This is a genomic window from Serratia montpellierensis, assembly GCF_020858655.1.
In the GTDB taxonomy this organism is placed as follows: domain Bacteria; phylum Pseudomonadota; class Gammaproteobacteria; order Enterobacterales; family Enterobacteriaceae; genus Serratia; species Serratia montpellierensis.
Window position 1 is genome coordinate 927,405 of the sequence record NZ_VOSN01000005.1, and the last position, 16,127, is coordinate 943,531.

The following is a 16,127-nucleotide window of genomic DNA, read 5'->3' on the forward strand; positions in this document are numbered from 1 at the left end:
AGTTTTCCTTAACATACGGGCTGCTCGTCACGATTCAGCGTGCCAACGCGTTGTTGTCATTGGTAAATTGTCACGCAGGGTTACATCTGTGACCCCCTTAACAGAAAGTGTCAACAAGCCGCTGACACTCCCTTAAGCATGTTTACAGTACTGCAACCTTCCCGTAAAATGCCCGCACACATGAAACGACAATTGAGCCTTTGTTATTGAGGTCGTTAGATGAGACTTAAGAAATACAATAAAAGTATTGGGATCCTGTCATTAATCGCAGCCACTGTATTGCTCAGTGGTTGCGATATGGTTTTGATGAATCCCAAAGGAGCAATTGGTGTTGAGCAACGGACACTGATTATCACTGCAATCGCGTTGATGTTGATCGTGGTGGTGCCAGTTATCTTCATGGCGTTCGCCTTTGCCTGGAAGTATCGTTCTTCCAACAAAGACGCCAAGTACAGTCCGAACTGGGCCCACTCCAACAAGATCGAAGCGGTCGTCTGGACCATTCCTATCATTATCATCGCCATCCTTGGCACCATTACCTGGAAGACTACCCACGAGCTCGACCCGTTCAAGCCGATTGTCACTGACAAGAAGCCGATGACGATCGAAGTGGTGTCGCTCGACTGGAAATGGCTGTTCATCTACCCGGAACAAGGCATTGCGACGGTTAATGAGCTGGCGTTCCCGAAAGATGTTCCAGTCGAATTCAAGATCACCTCTAACTCGGTAATGAACTCGTTCTTTATCCCGCAGTTAGGTGGACAGATTTATGCGATGGCCGGCATGCAGACCAAACTGCACCTGATCGGCAACGAAGCCGGTGCCTACAAGGGCATCTCCAGCAGCTACAGCGGCGCAGGCTTCTCCGGTATGAAATTCACCGCGATCGTTACCCCGACCGAAGGCGACTTCGATCAGTGGGTGGCCAAGGTGAAGGCATCGTCTAAAAACCTGAACACCACCGACGACTTTAACAAACTGGCAGAGCCGAGTGAAAACAACCCGGTTGAGTACTTTGCCGCTGTCAAACCGAATTTGTTCAAAGAAACAATTGCCAAATTCATGGGCGACATGGATATGCACAAGGGCGCTGGCGCGCACGAAGGCATGGACATGAGCCAAGGTATGGACATGGGTGAACATGCTGCTCACGCCGGAGCCGAGGAATAACTGATGTTGGGAAAATTAACACTTGATGCGGTTCCGTACCACGAACCGATCATCATGGTCACCGTAGCCGCAATTATTGTCGGGGGCCTGGCAGTGCTGGCGCTGCTGACATATTTCGGCAAATGGAAGTGGCTGTGGAGCGAATGGCTGACTTCGGTCGATCATAAAAAAATTGGTATCATGTACATCGTCGTGGCCATGGTCATGCTGCTGCGCGGCTTTGCCGACGCCATCATGATGCGTAGCCAGCAGGCGTTGGCGTCCGCCGGCGAAGCCGGGTTCCTGCCGCCGCACCACTACGACCAGATCTTCACCGCGCACGGCGTTATCATGATCTTCTTCATGGCGATGCCTTTCGTGGTCGGCCTGATGAACGTCGTGGTGCCGCTGCAAATCGGTGCGCGCGACGTCGCCTTCCCGTTCCTGAACTCCCTGAGCTTCTGGTTCTTCGTGGTGGGCGTTGTGCTGATCAACATCTCCCTGGGGGTCGGTGAGTTCGCTCAGACCGGTTGGCTGGCGTATCCGCCGCTGTCGGGTAAAGAGTACAGTCCTGGCGTCGGGGTCGATTACTGGATCTGGAGTCTGCAGATTTCCGGTCTGGGTACCCTGCTGACCGGCGTGAACTTCTTCGCCACCATTCTGAAAATGCGTGCCCCTGGCATGCCTATGATGAAGATGCCGGTGTTCACCTGGGCGGCCCTGTGTACTAACGTCCTGATCATCGTTTCTTTCCCAATTCTGACCGTCACCATCGCGCTGCTGACCCTGGATCGCTATCTGGGCACCCATTTCTTCACCAATGATATGGGCGGCAACATGATGATGTACATCAACCTGATTTGGGCCTGGGGTCACCCAGAGGTGTATATCCTGGTTCTGCCGGTGTTCGGCGTGTTCTCCGAAGTCACCGCGACCTTCTCCAGAAAACGCCTGTTCGGCTATACCTCACTGGTATGGGCAACCATCGCGATCACCGTTCTGTCGTTCATCGTCTGGCTGCACCACTTCTTCACCATGGGGTCCGGCGCGAACGTTAACGCCTTCTTCGGTATCGCCACCATGATCATTTCCATCCCGACCGGGGTGAAAATCTTCAACTGGCTGTTCACCATGTATCAGGGCCGTATCAAGCTCAACTCCGCGATGCTGTGGACCGTTGGCTTCATCATCACCTTCTCCGTGGGTGGTATGACCGGCGTTCTGCTGGCGGTGCCGGGCGCGAACTTCGTGCTGCACAACAGCCTGTTCCTGATCGCTCACTTCCACAACGTCATCATCGGCGGCGTGGTGTTCGGTTGCTTCGCGGGCCTGACCTACTGGTTCCCGAAATCCTTCGGCTTCACGCTGAACGAAAAATGGGGCATCCGCGCGTTCTGGTTCTGGATCATCGGCTTCTTCACCGCCTTCATGCCGCTGTACGCATTGGGCTTTATGGGCATGACCCGTCGTATCAGCCAGAACATCAACCCTGAGTTCCACCCTCTGCTGCTGGTTGCAGCCGGCGGTGCGGCGCTGATCGCCTGCGGCATCCTGTGCCAGCTGATCCAGATCTTCGTCAGTATCCGTGACCGCGAACAGAACCGCGATCTGACCGGTGACCCATGGGGTGCTCGTACTCTGGAGTGGTCAACTTCGTCTCCACCGCCGTTCTATAACTTTGCCGTAGTGCCGCAGATTCACGACCGTGATGAATTCTGGGACATGAAAGAAAAAGGCGAAGCGTATAAGAAACCGGCTAAATACGAACCGATTCATATGCCTAAGAACACCGGCGCCGGCGTTATCATCGCCTTCTTCAGCCTGGTCTTCGGTTTCGCAATGATTTGGGAAATCTGGTGGATGGCTCTGGCCGGCTTCATCGGTATGATCGTTGTCTGGATCGGCAAGAGCTTCGATCACGATGTTGACTACTATGTGCAGGTTGATGAAATCGAGCGCATTGAGAACCAACACTACGAACAAATCCGTAAAGCAGGCGTGAACCATGTCAACTGAAACTCTGACCAATCATAACGCAGCCCATGCAGAGCATGGGCACCACGATGCGGGTGAGACCAAAGTCTTCGGATTCTGGATCTACCTGATGAGCGACTGTATTTTGTTTGCGAGCTTGTTCGCAACTTATGCAGTCCTGGTGAACGGGACCGCGGGCGGTCCCTCAGGCAAAGACATCTTCGACCTGAAGTTTGTCCTGGTCGAAACTTTCCTGCTGTTGTTCAGCTCCATCACCTACGGCATGGCGATGATCGCCATGAACAAGGGTAAAGTTGGCGGTGTAAACACCTGGTTGTTCCTGACCTTCCTGTTTGGTCTGGGCTTCGTGGCGATGGAAATCTATGAATTCCATCACCTGATCGCCGAAGGTTTCGGTCCGGATCGCAGCGCGTTCCTGTCCAGCTTCTTCGCGCTGGTCGGCACCCACGGTCTGCACGTAACTTCCGGTCTGATTTGGATCGTCGTGATGATGATTCAGGTGAGCAAGTTCGGCCTGACCTCAGCCAACAAAACCCGCCTGATGTGCCTGAGCCTGTTCTGGCACTTCCTGGACGTGGTCTGGATCTGCGTATTTACCGTTGTCTACCTGCTGGGGGTTATGTAATGAGCCATTCATCCCATGAAACCTCTCACGGCGGCGCAAGCCACGGCAGCGTGAAGTCATACCTGATCGGCTTTATCCTGTCGATCATCCTGACGGTAATTCCATTTGCGATGGTAATGAACGGCACTGCCTCTCATTCCACCATCCTGGCGGTTGTTGTCGGTATGGCGGTTATCCAGGTGATTGTTCACCTGGTTTACTTCCTGCACATGAACACCTCATCGGAAGAGCGCTGGAACCTGGTGGCATTGCTGTTCACCGCTATGATCATCGGTATCGTTGTTGTAGGTTCACTCTGGATTATGTACAACCTCAACATCAATATGATGGTCGATTAAGAGCTGAGCTGCACGTGATGATTAAGCAATACCTGCAAGTCACTAAACCAGGAATTATTTTCGGCAATTTAATTTCTGTCGTTGGGGGATTCCTGCTCGCTTCCAAAGGGAGCATCGACTATCCCCTGTTTCTCGCCACCCTGGTGGGTGTCTCGTTGGTGGTCGCGTCGGGCTGTGTGTTTAACAACTACATCGACCGCGACATCGACAAGAAAATGGAGAGAACGAAGAATCGGGTGCTGGTAAAAGGCCTGATCGCGCCGAGTGTCACCCTGGTTTATGCGACCGTGTTGGGTATTGCGGGCTTCGCGTTGCTGTATATCGCGGCCAACCCGCTGGCCATGTGGCTGGCGGTGATGGGCTTCGTGGTTTATGTCGGCGTTTACAGCCTGTACATGAAACGCCACTCGGTCTACGGCACGCTGATCGGCAGCCTGTCGGGCGCCGCGCCGCCGGTTATCGGCTACTGCGCGGTGACCAACGAGTTCGACGCCGGCGCGTTGATCCTGCTGGCTATCTTTAGCCTGTGGCAGATGCCGCATTCTTATGCGATCGCTATCTTCCGCTTTAAAGATTACCAGGCGGCCAACATTCCGGTCCTGCCGGTGGTGAAAGGCATTTCCGTCGCCAAGAACCACATCACGGTCTACATCCTGGCATTTATGATCGCCACGCTGATGCTGACCCTGGTAGGTTATGCCGGCTACAAGTACCTGATCGTCGCTGCGGCGGTGAGCGTATGGTGGCTCGGCATGGCGCTGCGCGGTTACAAGACCGAAAACGACAGCGTCTGGGCGCGTAAACTGTTCGTGTTCTCCATCGTCGCCATCACCTCGCTGAGCGTGATGATGTCGATCGACTTCAGCGCCACGGCGGCGCCTGAAGCGCTGGTGACCTACGTTTGGTAAGCCAAATCATCTGTGAATGGGCCGCTTTTGCGGCCCATTTTATTTGTCACGCCGAAAAGCGGCCGAACTGTAATATCTGTTAAACAACATTCGATTTACCCCCCCTGCCCTGCACACTAAAATGACGCAGCTTTACAGAAGTCATGCCATCAGGCGCTGTTTCAACGTCTGATGGCATGGTTTTTACCGAGGTTTGATGTGAACGATAATTCAATGACCCCGCAGGAGCGCCGCGCCACCTGGGGATTGGGCACCGTATTCTCCCTGCGCATGCTCGGCATGTTTATGGTACTGCCGGTGCTGACCACCTATGGCATGGCGCTTAACGGCGCCAGCGAAGCGCTGATCGGCATCGCCATCGGTATCTACGGCCTGGCGCAGGCGGTGTTTCAAATCCCGTTTGGCCTGGTGTCCGATCGCATCGGCCGCAAGCCGCTGATCGTCGGCGGCCTGCTGATCTTTGCCCTCGGCAGCGTGATCGCCGCCGCGACCGATTCGATCTGGGGCGTGATCCTCGGCCGCGCGCTGCAAGGCTCCGGCGCGATCGCCGCCGCGGTAATGGCGCTGCTCTCCGATCTGACCCGCGAGCAGAACCGCACCAAGGCGATGGCGTTTATCGGCGTCAGCTTCGGCATCACCTTTGCCATCGCCATGGTATTGGGCCCTATCATCACCCACGCTTTCGGTCTGCACGCGCTGTTCTGGATGATCGCCGTACTGGCGCTGGCCGGCATTGTCATCACCCTGGCGGTAGTGCCTTCCGCCGACACGCATCTGCTGAACCGCGAGTCCAGCATCGTGCGCGGCAGCTTCCGCAAGGTGCTGAGCAACTCGCGCCTGCTGAAGCTCAACTTCGGCATCATGTGCCTGCATATCCTGCTGATGTCGAGCTTCGTGGCGCTGCCGCTGGCGATGGAAAAAGCCGGGCTGGCGGCCAGCGAGCACTGGATCGTCTACCTGGTCACCATGCTGGTATCGTTCGCCGCCGTGGTGCCTTTCATCATCTATGCCGAAAAATATCGCCGCATGAAGCAGGTCTTTATGGGCTGCGTGGCGGTGCTGTTCTGCGCCGAAGTGCTGCTGTGGCTCTCCGGCGCACACCTGTGGGGCATTATCGCCGGCGTGCAGCTGTTCTTCATGGCCTTCAACGTGATGGAAGCCATTCTGCCTTCGCTGATCAGCAAAGAATCGCCTGCCGGCTACAAGGGCACCGCGATGGGGGTCTACTCCACCAGCCAGTTTATCGGCGTGGCGATCGGCGGCAGCCTCGGCGGCTGGCTTTACGGTTTGCAGGGGGCGGGCTTGGTGTTTATCGCCGGCGCCGTGCTGGCCGCAGTCTGGTTCCTGGTCAGCAGCACCATGAAAGAGCCGCCGTATGTCAGCAGCCTGCGCATTACGCTGTCGGAACTGGCGGTGAAGGATTCGGCGCTGGAAAGCCGCCTGAACGCGCAGCCCGGCGTGGCCGAGGCGATCGTGGTGCCGGAAGAGCGCAGCGCCTACGTCAAGGTGGATACCAAGCAGACCAATCGCGGTCAGCTGGAAGCGCTGGTCAATTCGCTGTAAAGAAACGGGGCCGGCAATGCCGGCCCCGTAGAGATTAATCGCGGAAGTTCTTGAACTGGAACGGCTGCCCCAGATCGCCGCCGCGCACCAGCGCCATCACGCTCTGCAAATCGTCGCGTGACTTGCCGGTCACCCGCACTTCTTCGCCCTGGATCTGCGCCTGCACTTTCAGCTTGCTGTCTTTGATCAGCTTGACGATTTTCTTCGCCACAGAGGTTTCAATCCCCTGCTTCAGCTTGGCTTCCACGCTGTAGGTTTTACCGCTGTGGGTAAACTCTTCCGGGATCTCCAGCGCGGCGCCGTCGATGCTGCGCTTGCTCAGCTTTTCGCGCAGAATGTCGAGCAGCTGCTGCACCTGGAAATCAGACTCGGTGGCAACCTTGATGCTTTGGTCTTTCTCGTTTAGCTCAAAGCTGGCCGGCACGTTGCGAAAATCCCAGCGGGTGCCGAGATCGCGGGTGGCGTTCTCAACGGCGTTACGCACTTCCTGCATATCAATTTCGGAAACGATGTCGAAAGATGGCATACTTCTTCCTCCTGAATGAGTGCCTAATAGCTTAGGCGATTTTGATGCCGAGCATGATAACCGCTTTGCCGCCTCAGACAAAATCTGCTGAACGCACGCAGGGATAGCGCTTCGGGCTGCCATAAAGCCTATAGTTAATTCACGGTAATTGAGCGGTATTCCCGTGTTTCCAAGGAGACTGAATGAAAATAACCATTCTTGGTTGCGGCGCGCTCGGACAACTGTGGCTCTCCCGGCTGTATCAGCAGGGCCACGATGTACAGGGATGGCTAAGAGTGCCTCAGCCTTTTTGCGCGGTGAACGTGATAGAGCCGGAAGGCGTCTCGTTCAATCGCAACTTGCCCACCAACGATCCGGAGCATCTTGCGCAAAGCGAGCTGCTGCTGGTGACGCTGAAAGCCTGGCAGGTGTCCAGCGCGGTCAGTGCGCTGCTGCCGAAGCTGAACCCCCAGTGCGCCATTTTGCTGCTGCACAACGGCATGGGCACCCAGGAGGAGCTGCCGCCGAACGGCCAGCCGATCCTGCAGGGCACCACCACCCACGCCGCTCGCCACGAAGGCAGCACCATTATTCACGTCGCCACCGGCATCACCCACATCGGCCCGACCTCGCCGGCCGCCCAGCACCTCAGCCACCTGGCGGAAGTGCTGCATCAGGCGCTGCCCGACGTTGCCTGGCACAACAACATCGCCTCGGCCAACTGGCGCAAACTGGCGGTCAACTGCGTGATCAACCCGCTGACGGCGCTGTACGGCTGCCGTAACGGCGATCTGCAGCGCTACCCGGAACAGATCGAAACGCTGTGCCGTGAAGTCGCCAGCGTGATGGCGATGGAGGGCTACCACACCTCCTGTGAAGGCCTGATGCAATACGTGATGGACGTGATCCACAGCACCGCCGACAACGTTTCGTCGATGCTGCAGGACATCCGCAGCCAGCGGCACACCGAGATCGACTACATCACCGGTTACCTGCTGCGCCGCGCGCGCAGCCACGGCCTCACGCTGCCGGAGAATGCGCGGCTGTTTGAACTGATTAAACGAAAGGAAAATGAATATGAGCGTATCGGCGCTGGTCTGCCTGGCACCTGGTAGCGAAGAAACCGAAGCCGTCACCACCATCGACCTACTGGTGCGGGCGGGCGTAAACGTCACTACCGCCAGCGTTGCCGGCGACGGCGAGCTGACTATCGTCTGTTCGCGCGGCGTCAAACTGCTGGCCGACGCGCCGCTGGTGGCGATCGTCGATGAGCCGTTCGACGCCATCGTGCTGCCCGGCGGCCTGAAAGGCGCAGAATGCTTCCGCGACAGCCCGCTGCTGGTGGAGAAGGTGCGGCAGATGCATCTGCAGGGCAACATCGTCGCCGCCATCTGCGCGGCGCCGGCGCTGGTGCTGCAGCACCACGATCTGTTCCCGGTCGGCAACATGACCGGCTTCCCTGGCCTGAAAGACCAGATCCCGGCGGATAAATGGATGGAGCGCCGCGTGGTATACGATGCCCGCGTCAACCTGCTCACCAGCCAGGGGCCGGGCACCGCGATGGAGTTCGCGCTGAAGCTGATAGACCTGCTGCTGGGTAAGGCCAAGGCGGCGGAGATCGCTGCGCAGCTGGTGCTGATCCCGGGAATGTACGACTTCCGCGACTGAGCGGCTTGCCGATAAAAAAAGGGCTGAACGTCGGTTCAGCCCTTGTCGTTTATGCCACTCCGTGCGTTACGGGCGATAAACCTTCACGTTGCTGAAGCCTTGCTCCAGCAGGTACAGCGCCTGCAGGCGGCTCATCACGCCGCGCTCGCAATACAGCAGGTAGGTTTTGCTCTGATCCAGATCGCCAAACTGGGTGCTCAGCTTGTAGAACGGCAGCGCTTTCACTTCAACCTGTTCCAGCTGCAGCGGCTTCTCTTCCTGCTCGTCGTTGGAGCGGATATCCAGGATCACCTCGTCGGCGCCGAAGGCCGCGACGGTTTCCACCTCGGTCACCTGCTCCTGCGCCTGCTCGGCGATAGAGCGAATATCGACGTTCTTCGCTTCGCTCACCACCCGGTCGAGAATGCTGAAATCGAAGTGGCTCTCTTCCTCTTCAATCTTGGCCTTGACCGCTTTCACCGTCGGGCTCTTCGAAATCACGCCGCAGTATTCCGGCATGGTTTTGGCGAAGTCTTCGGTGCCGATCTCGCGCGCCAGCTTGATGATGTGCTCTTTATCGTGTGAGATCAGCGGGCGCAGGATCAGGGTATCGGACGCATTGTCGATCAAGCGCAGGTTGGTCAACGTCTGGCTGGAGACCTGCCCCAGCGCCTCACCGGTCACCAGCGCCTGCACGCCGTAGCGTTCGGCCACTTGCGAAGCGGCGCGCACCATCATGCGCTTGAGCACCACGCCCATCTGGCCATCGTCGACCTTCTCCAGGATCTCGCCCACCACCGGTTCGAAGTCGATGGCGACGAAGCGCACCTTGTGCGAGCTGGCGAAGCGGTTCCACAGGTAGTGCGCCACCTGCTTCACGCCAATCTCGTGCGCGGCGCCGCCCAGGTTGAAGAAGCAGAAATGCACGCGGCAACCGCGACGCATCAGCATATAGCTGGACACGCCCGAGTCGAAACCGCCGGAAATCAGCGACAGTACGTCTTCCTGGGTGCCGACCGGGTAACCGCCGATGCCTTCGAGGCGGCGTTTGACCAACATCAGCTTGTCGTCTTCAATCTCCAGGTTTACCGTGACCTGCGGGCGGCTAAGGTTAACGCGCGCGCTCTCGATATGCTGGTTCAGGCCGCCGCCGACGTAACGCTCCACGTCCTGCGAGTTGAACGCCTGCTTGCCGCGGCGCTTGACGCGCACGCAGAAGGTTTTGCCTTCCAACTGGGCGCGGTAGGCTTCCAGCGTCTGCTCGAAGATGTGGTGGATGTCGGTATAAGCGCGGTCTTCCACTTCCAGAATATGGTGGATGCCGGGAATGCGCGTCAGGGCGTCGGCAATGATCGGCCGCTGGTTTTCATCTTTGGCGCGAACTTCGATATGATCCCAGTGACGGACGACCGCCAGCGTTTCATCATACTGCTTCAGGACGTTGCGAATATTGGTCGAGAGAATCTTGATAAAGCGCAAGCGCACAGATTGGCTCTTGATGGTGATTTCCGGGAACAATTTAATGATAAACTTCATGGCGGTCTTTGTTGTCAGATAAGAATTACGGCGCGGAGTATATCACCATATCGCCGCGCTCTGCGCACAAAACCACACATGAGCGCCATGATTTGCTAATCAAGATCCGCTAGGATAGGCTCTGGCGCCACGGTTCACATGATGACGTAAAAAGAAAATTATGCCGAAAAAACCAGCACAATCAGCCAGTACAGAGCAAACTGCCAGCTTTGAAAGCGCCCTCGGCGAGCTGGAAAGCATCGTGACGCGCCTGGAGTCAGGCGAATTGCCGCTGGAAGACGCGCTGAACGAGTTCGAACGCGGCGTACAGCTGGCGCGTCAGGGCCAGCAGAAACTGCAACAGGCGGAACAGCGTGTGCAGATACTTCTTAACGACAGCGCCGACGATGCGGCGCTGGCGCCTTTCACACCGGATGCCGAGTAACCGACATGTCTGAGATCGCCCCATCGGCCGCTTTTGCCGATCAACTGCAGATGTTCCGCCAGCGCGCCGATCGCGCGCTGCTGGATTTCATCGCCCCGCTGCCGTTCAACGACGGCAACATGGTGGCGGCGATGCGTCACGGCGCCTTGCTGGGCGGCAAGCGCCTGCGCCCGTTCCTGGTCTACACCACCGGCCAGATGTTCGGCGTGTCGCTGACCAACCTGGACGCGCCGGCGGCAGCGGTGGAATGCATTCACGCCTACTCGCTGATCCACGACGATCTGCCGGCGATGGACGACGACGATCTGCGCCGCGGCCAGCCGACCTGCCACATTAAATTCGGCGAAGCCAACGCGATCCTGGCCGGCGATGCGCTGCAAACGCTGGCGTTTTCGATCCTGGCCGATGCCGAGATGCCCGACGTGGCCCTGCGCGATCGGCTGGCGATGGTCTCCGAACTGGCGGCCGCCAGCGGCGTAGCCGGCATGTGCGGCGGCCAATCGCTGGATCTGGAAGCTGAAGGCAAGCACGTCGACCTGCAGGCGCTGGAGCAAATCCATCGCCACAAAACCGGCGCGCTGATCCGCGCGGCGGTGCGCCTGGGCGCGCTGAGCGCCGGCGAAGCCGGGCGAGCGGCGCTGCCGCAGCTGGATCGTTATGCCGCCGCGGTCGGCCTGGCGTTCCAGGTGCAGGATGACATTTTGGACGTTGTCGGCGAGACTGAGAAAATCGGCAAGCGCCAGGGCGCGGACCAACAACACGGAAAGAGTACCTACCCGGCGTTACTCGGGCTTGACAGCGCGAAAGCAAAAGCGTGGGATCTCTATCAGGAAGCATTAGCTGCATTGGACACTTTGGCAGCGCAATCTTATAACACAGCGCCATTGCGAGCGTTAGCCAGCTTCATTATTGAACGCGACAATTAACGTGTGACGTTAACTCCTCTGATATGAGTATCGAATGAGTCTTGATATAGCCAAATACCCAACCCTGGCGCTAGCGGAAAACCCCGAGGAACTCCGCTCGCTGCCCAAAGAGAGCTTGCCGAAGCTGTGCGATGAGCTGCGGCAATACCTGCTGAACAGCGTCAGTCGTTCCAGCGGCCACTTTGCCTCCGGGCTGGGTACCGTCGAACTGACGGTGGCGTTGCATTTCGTCTACAACACGCCGTTCGATCATCTGGTGTGGGACGTCGGCCACCAGGCCTACCCGCACAAAATTCTGACCGGTCGTCGCGACCGCATCGCCACCATTCGGCAAAAGAACGGCCTGCATCCGTTCCCGTGGCGCGCCGAAAGCGAATACGACGTGCTGTCGGTCGGCCACTCATCGACCTCGATCAGCGCCGGCCTCGGCATGGCGGTGGCGGCAGAGCGTGAAGGCAAAGGCCGCCGCACGGTGTGCGTGATCGGCGACGGCGCCATCACCGCCGGCATGGCGTTCGAAGCGATGAACCACGCCGGCGACATCAATCCGGACATGCTGGTGGTGCTGAACGACAATGAGATGTCGATCTCGGAAAACGTCGGCGCGCTGAACAACCACCTGGCGCAGCTGCTGTCCGGCAAGCTTTACTCCACCCTGCGCGAAGGCGGCAAGAAAGTGCTGGCCGGCGTGCCGCCGATCAAGGAGCTGGTGAAACGCACCGAAGAGCACCTGAAAGGCATGGTGGTGCCGGGCACGCTGTTCGAAGAACTGGGCTTTAACTACATCGGCCCGGTAGACGGGCACGACGTGCAGGGACTGGTCGCCACGTTGAAAAACATGCGCGATCTGAAAGGCCCGCAGCTGCTGCACATCATGACCAAGAAAGGCCGCGGTTACGCGCCGGCGGAGAAGGATCCGATCAGCTTCCACGCGGTGCCGAAGTTCGATCCTGCCAGCGGCACGCTGCCGAAAAGCGCCGGCGGTCTGCCGACCTATTCGAAAATCTTCGGCGACTGGCTGTGTGAAACCGCCGCCAAAGACAGCTCGCTGATGGCAATCACGCCGGCCATGCGCGAAGGCTCCGGCATGGTGCAGTTCTCCCGCGACTACCCGCAGCAATATTTCGACGTGGCGATCGCCGAGCAGCATGCGGTCACCTTCGCCGCCGGGCTGGCGATCGGCGGCTACAAGCCGGTGGTGGCGATCTATTCCACCTTCCTGCAACGCGCCTACGACCAGCTGATCCACGATGTGGCGATCCAGAACCTGCCGGTGATGTTCGCCATCGATCGCGGCGGTATCGTCGGCGCCGACGGCCAGACTCACCAGGGGGCGTTCGATCTGTCGTTCATGCGCTGCATCCCGACCATGGTGATCATGACGCCAAGCGACGAGAACGAATGCCGCCAAATGCTGTATACCGGCTATCACTACAATGCCGGCCCGAGCGCCGTGCGCTACCCGCGTGGCTCCGGCACCGGCGCGGCGCTGGAGCCGCTCAGCCTGCTGCCGATCGGCAAAGGCGTGGTGCGCCGCCAGGGGGAAAAGATCGCCATTCTCAACTTCGGCACCCTGCTGCCGGAGGCCGCGCAAGCGGCGGAAGCGCTCAACGCCACGCTGGTCGACATGCGCTTCGTCAAACCGCTGGACGAACAGCTGGTGCTCGAACTGGCCGCCAGCCATGAAGCACTGGTCACGCTGGAAGAGAACGCGATCATGGGCGGCGCCGGCAGCGGCGTCAACGAACTGCTGATGGCCAAACGCCGCCCGGTGCCGGTGCTGAACCTCGGCCTGCCGGACAGCTTCGTCTCGCAGGGCAGCCAGGAAGAGCTGCGCGCCGATCTGGGGCTGGACGCCGCCGGCATTCAGCGCCAAATCGAAACCTGGCTGGCGCAGTAATCACCGCCTGCATCTGACAAACGCCTCCGCCTGCGGGGGCGTTTTCATTTCCGCCCTCCGGGATCCGCGCTACAGTTACTGTCTGAGCTGTGAATGGGAGGCAAGCATGAAGTACCTGAAACTGGGCAACACCGATCTGAACGTCTCGCGCATCTGCCTGGGCTGCATGACCTACGGCGAGCCAAACCGCGGCAATCACGCCTGGACATTGCCGGAAGAGAGCAGCCGCCCGCTGCTGAAACAGGCGCTGGAAGCCGGTATCAACTTTTTCGACACCGCCAACAGCTATTCCGACGGCAGCAGCGAGGAGATCCTCGGCCGAGCGCTGCGCGACTATGCGCGCCGCGAGGACGTGGTAATCGCCACCAAAGTGTATTTCCCGCTGAGCAACCTGAAGCGCGGTTTGTCGCGCGCCAACATCATGCAGTCCATCGACGACAGCCTGCGGCGCCTGGGCACCGACTATGTCGATTTGCTGCAAATCCATCGCTGGGATTACGAAACGCCGCTGGAAGAGACGCTGGAAGCGCTGCACGACGTGGTGAAAGCCGGTAAGGCGCGTTACATCGGCGCCTCCTCGATGTACGCCTGGCAGTTCGCCAAGGCGCTGTATACTGCCGATCTGCACGGCTGGACGCGCTTCGTGAGCATGCAGGATCAATACAACCTGATTCAGCGCGAAGAAGAACGCGAGATGCACCCGCTGTGCGCCGCCGAAGGCATCGCCGTGCTGCCGTGGAGCCCGCTGGCGCGCGGCCGCCTGACCCGCCCCTGGGGCGAAACCACCGCGCGGCTGGTTTCCGACCAGTTCGGCAAGAGCCTGTACGAGGAAACCGAAGGCATTGACGCCATTATCGCCGAGCGCGTCGCCAGCCTCGCCGACGAACGCGGCGTTTCACGCGCGCAGATCGCGCTGGCCTGGCTGCTGAACAAGCCGGCGGTCAGCGCGCCGATCGTCGGCGCTTCGCGCAGCGAACAGCTGGACGACGCCATCGCCGCAGTCGATTTGAGTTTGTCGCCGCAAGAGGTGGCGGAACTGGAGACGGCTTACGTGCCGCACCGGGTGACGGGGTTTGAATAAAGAGAAGCGGGCGCGAAGAAGCGCGCCCGTCTGTCAGAACAGCCCGATCGGCCAGTGGTGCCCAATCAGGTAGATGATGCCGGCGGACAGCACGCCGGCGATGATATCGTCGACCATGATACCCATACCGCCATGCACGTTGCGGTCGAACCAGCGGATCGGCCACGGCTTCCACATATCCAGAATGCGGAAGATGACGAAACCGGCGGCGACCCAGCGCCAATCGTTGACCGGTAACGCCATCAGCGTGATCCACATGCCGACGAATTCGTCCCAGACGATGCTGCCGTGATCGTGCACCTTCATGTCTTTTGCCGTGCGATGGCAAATATAGACGCCGATGCAAATGCTGAACATCACCGCCAGCGAGTAGAGCTGCCACGGCAGTTGGATCAGCAGCAGCCAGAACGGAATCGCCGCCAGCGATCCCATGGTGCCCGGCATCACCGGCGACAAACCGCTGCCAAAACCGGTGGCCAGCAGGTGCCACGGATTGCTCATCCGCAGCCGGCGCTTGGCTTCATCCATGGCTGCCCGGCTCCGCGTTGAAATGATCGAACCCAATCCAGTCCAGCTCTACCGCTTCGTCGTTGCGATAATAGCGGATGCCTTCAGACAGCGGGCCAATTTGCCCGATGCAGGTGTAGTCAGCCCCGAGGTGGCTCAGCGCCACTTCCAGCGCGCCGCGGTTGATCTCCGGCACGGTGAAGCACAGTTCGTAATCTTCGCCGCCCGCCAGCGCCCAACGCAGCGCCTGCTCGGCATCGGCGTGGCTGCTCAGCGCCTGCGACATCGGCAGCTCGTCCAGAACAATGCGTGCGCCACAGTCACTGGCCTTCAGGATGTGCTTCAGATCGGAAATCAGGCCGTCGGAGATGTCGATCGCCGAGCTGGCCAGATCGCGCAGCGCCTGCCCCTGCAACACCCGCGGCTGCGGCCGCAGATGGCGAGCGACCAGATAATCGCGCGCCGCCGTATCCGTCACCGCCAGGCGATCCTGCAGGATCGCCAGACCGGCGGCGCTGTCGCCCAGCGTGCCGGTCACATAGATCCAGTCGCCGATGCGCGCACCGCTGCGGGTCAGCGCCCGGCCGGCCGGGATCAGTCCCTGAATGGTCAAGGTCATGCTCAGCGGGCCGCGCGTGGTATCACCGCCTATCAGCTGCATGCCGTAATAGTTGAGCTGATCGAACAGGCTGTCGCTGAAGGCTTTCAGCCACGGCTCGTTCACCTCCGGCAGGGTCAGGGCCAGCGAGAGCCACGCAGGATCGGCGCCCATCGCCGCCAGATCGCTGAGATTGACCGCCAGCGCCTTGTAACCGAGATCGGCCGGATCGATGTCCGGCAGGAAGTGAATGCCCGCCACCAGCGTATCGGTACTGACGGCCACCAGCTGTTTTTCCGGCACTGCCAGCAGTGCGCAGTCATCTCCAATGCCCAACTGTACATCCCGGCGCACGCGCTTAAACCGGTCAAAATAGCGGGCAATGAGGTCAAATTCGCCGCATGCCATATCGATATTCCACTAGA

At 59.2% G+C, this 16,127-nt stretch carries 16 protein-coding genes; 12 read left to right on the forward strand and 4 right to left on the reverse strand.

Annotated elements, in window-relative coordinates:
• The first annotated feature begins 219 nt into the window (after nt 1-219).
• The 6 genes from cyoA to FUU19_RS09885 all read left to right on the forward strand — a co-directional run bounded on the left by cyoA (nt 220) and on the right by FUU19_RS09885 (nt 6,578).
• Nucleotides 220-1,170, forward strand: a complete 951-nt coding sequence (gene cyoA / locus FUU19_RS09860) for a cytochrome o ubiquinol oxidase subunit II (RefSeq protein ID WP_230490069.1) — start codon at nt 220-222, stop codon at nt 1,168-1,170.
• A gap of 3 nt (nt 1,171-1,173) precedes the next feature.
• Entirely contained in the window at nt 1,174-3,165 is a 1,992-nt protein-coding gene (cyoB, locus tag FUU19_RS09865; RefSeq protein ID WP_141970663.1) for a cytochrome o ubiquinol oxidase subunit I, read from the forward strand.
• Complete coding sequence (locus tag FUU19_RS09870) at nt 3,155-3,769, forward strand: cytochrome o ubiquinol oxidase subunit III (protein ID WP_141970665.1); 615 nt, start codon at nt 3,155-3,157, stop codon at nt 3,767-3,769. The genes cyoB and FUU19_RS09870 overlap by 11 nt, the downstream gene beginning before the upstream one ends.
• A complete protein-coding gene (locus FUU19_RS09875; RefSeq protein ID WP_004940369.1) occupies nt 3,769-4,107 on the forward strand; it encodes a cytochrome o ubiquinol oxidase subunit IV in 339 nt (112 codons plus the stop codon). Before FUU19_RS09870 ends, FUU19_RS09875 begins: the two co-directional genes overlap by 1 nt.
• 17 nt (nt 4,108-4,124) lie before the next feature.
• Entirely contained in the window at nt 4,125-5,015 is an 891-nt protein-coding gene (gene cyoE / locus FUU19_RS09880) for a heme o synthase (RefSeq protein WP_015376842.1), read from the forward strand.
• Between the two features lie 198 nt (nt 5,016-5,213).
• Nucleotides 5,214-6,578: an MFS transporter gene (locus tag FUU19_RS09885; RefSeq protein WP_230490068.1), complete on the forward strand. Its 1,365-nt coding sequence runs from the start codon at nt 5,214-5,216 to the stop codon at nt 6,576-6,578.
• Between the two features lie 34 nt (nt 6,579-6,612).
• Here FUU19_RS09885 and FUU19_RS09890 read toward each other — a convergent pair whose 3' ends face one another.
• Nucleotides 6,613-7,104 carry a YajQ family cyclic di-GMP-binding protein gene (locus FUU19_RS09890; RefSeq protein ID WP_025301759.1) on the reverse strand — a complete coding sequence of 164 codons (492 nt, stop codon included), beginning with the start codon at nt 7,102-7,104 and terminating at the stop codon, nt 6,613-6,615.
• 182 nt (nt 7,105-7,286) lie between these two features.
• On the opposite strand from FUU19_RS09890, the gene panE reads away from it, so the two are divergent.
• Both panE and yajL read left to right on the forward strand, forming a co-directional pair.
• Nucleotides 7,287-8,198, forward strand: coding sequence for a 2-dehydropantoate 2-reductase (gene panE / locus FUU19_RS09895; RefSeq protein ID WP_033647309.1), 912 nt, complete (start codon nt 7,287-7,289; stop codon nt 8,196-8,198).
• Nucleotides 8,161-8,751 (forward strand): protein deglycase YajL, encoded by a 591-nt coding sequence (gene yajL, locus FUU19_RS09900; protein ID WP_073529227.1) that lies wholly within the window; start codon nt 8,161-8,163, stop codon nt 8,749-8,751. Before panE ends, yajL begins: the two co-directional genes overlap by 38 nt.
• A 66-nt stretch (nt 8,752-8,817) precedes the next feature.
• Here yajL and thiI read toward each other — a convergent pair whose 3' ends face one another.
• Complete coding sequence (gene thiI, locus FUU19_RS09905) at nt 8,818-10,266, reverse strand: tRNA uracil 4-sulfurtransferase ThiI (RefSeq protein ID WP_141970671.1); 1,449 nt, start codon at nt 10,264-10,266, stop codon at nt 8,818-8,820.
• 160 nt (nt 10,267-10,426) lie between these two features.
• On the opposite strand from thiI, the gene xseB reads away from it, so the two are divergent.
• From xseB to FUU19_RS09925, 4 genes are all read left to right on the forward strand, one after another.
• Nucleotides 10,427-10,690 carry an exodeoxyribonuclease VII small subunit gene (gene xseB, locus FUU19_RS09910; protein ID WP_015376838.1) on the forward strand — a complete coding sequence of 88 codons (264 nt, stop codon included), beginning with the start codon at nt 10,427-10,429 and terminating at the stop codon, nt 10,688-10,690.
• A 5-nt stretch (nt 10,691-10,695) separates the two neighbouring features.
• Nucleotides 10,696-11,616, forward strand: a complete 921-nt coding sequence (gene ispA, locus FUU19_RS09915) for a (2E,6E)-farnesyl diphosphate synthase (protein WP_141970673.1) — start codon at nt 10,696-10,698, stop codon at nt 11,614-11,616.
• 34 nt (nt 11,617-11,650) lie between these two features.
• On the forward strand, nt 11,651-13,516 hold the full coding sequence (dxs, locus tag FUU19_RS09920) for a 1-deoxy-D-xylulose-5-phosphate synthase (protein WP_141970675.1): 1,866 nt from the start codon (nt 11,651-11,653) through the stop codon (nt 13,514-13,516).
• Between the two features lie 106 nt (nt 13,517-13,622).
• Entirely contained in the window at nt 13,623-14,597 is a 975-nt protein-coding gene (locus FUU19_RS09925; protein WP_060432550.1) for an aldo/keto reductase, read from the forward strand.
• Nucleotides 14,598-14,630: 33 nt separating this feature from the next.
• On the opposite strand, the gene pgpA is transcribed toward FUU19_RS09925, so the two are convergent.
• Nucleotides 14,631-15,125 carry a phosphatidylglycerophosphatase A gene (pgpA, locus tag FUU19_RS09930; protein WP_004940382.1) on the reverse strand — a complete coding sequence of 165 codons (495 nt, stop codon included), beginning with the start codon at nt 15,123-15,125 and terminating at the stop codon, nt 14,631-14,633.
• Nucleotides 15,118-16,110: a thiamine-phosphate kinase gene (thiL, locus tag FUU19_RS09935; RefSeq protein ID WP_141970676.1), complete on the reverse strand. Its 993-nt coding sequence runs from the start codon at nt 16,108-16,110 to the stop codon at nt 15,118-15,120. Before thiL ends, pgpA begins: the two co-directional genes overlap by 8 nt.
• Nucleotides 16,111-16,127: the final 17 nt, after the last annotated feature.

Excerpts from the sequence above, each read along its gene's own strand:
- panE (WP_033647309.1), top strand. The coding sequence starts at position 7,287 with ATGAAAATAACCATTCTTGGTTGCGGCGCGCTCGGACAACTGTGGCTC.
- cyoB (WP_141970663.1), top strand. The coding sequence starts at position 1,174 with ATGTTGGGAAAATTAACACTTGATGCGGTTCCGTACCACGAACCGATC.
- xseB (WP_015376838.1), top strand. The coding sequence starts at position 10,427 with ATGCCGAAAAAACCAGCACAATCAGCCAGTACAGAGCAAACTGCCAGC.
- thiL (WP_141970676.1), bottom strand. The coding sequence starts at position 16,110 with ATGGCATGCGGCGAATTTGACCTCATTGCCCGCTATTTTGACCGGTTT.
- ispA (WP_141970673.1), top strand. The coding sequence starts at position 10,696 with ATGTCTGAGATCGCCCCATCGGCCGCTTTTGCCGATCAACTGCAGATG.
- FUU19_RS09870 (WP_141970665.1), top strand. The coding sequence starts at position 3,155 with ATGTCAACTGAAACTCTGACCAATCATAACGCAGCCCATGCAGAGCAT.
- thiI (WP_141970671.1), bottom strand. The coding sequence starts at position 10,266 with ATGAAGTTTATCATTAAATTGTTCCCGGAAATCACCATCAAGAGCCAA.
- dxs (WP_141970675.1), top strand. The coding sequence starts at position 11,651 with ATGAGTCTTGATATAGCCAAATACCCAACCCTGGCGCTAGCGGAAAAC.
- FUU19_RS09890 (WP_025301759.1), bottom strand. The coding sequence starts at position 7,104 with ATGCCATCTTTCGACATCGTTTCCGAAATTGATATGCAGGAAGTGCGT.
- cyoA (WP_230490069.1), top strand. The coding sequence starts at position 220 with ATGAGACTTAAGAAATACAATAAAAGTATTGGGATCCTGTCATTAATC.
- FUU19_RS09925 (WP_060432550.1), top strand. The coding sequence starts at position 13,623 with ATGAAGTACCTGAAACTGGGCAACACCGATCTGAACGTCTCGCGCATC.
- cyoE (WP_015376842.1), top strand. The coding sequence starts at position 4,125 with ATGATTAAGCAATACCTGCAAGTCACTAAACCAGGAATTATTTTCGGC.
- yajL (WP_073529227.1), top strand. The coding sequence starts at position 8,161 with ATGAGCGTATCGGCGCTGGTCTGCCTGGCACCTGGTAGCGAAGAAACC.
- FUU19_RS09875 (WP_004940369.1), top strand. The coding sequence starts at position 3,769 with ATGAGCCATTCATCCCATGAAACCTCTCACGGCGGCGCAAGCCACGGC.
- pgpA (WP_004940382.1), bottom strand. The coding sequence starts at position 15,125 with ATGGATGAAGCCAAGCGCCGGCTGCGGATGAGCAATCCGTGGCACCTG.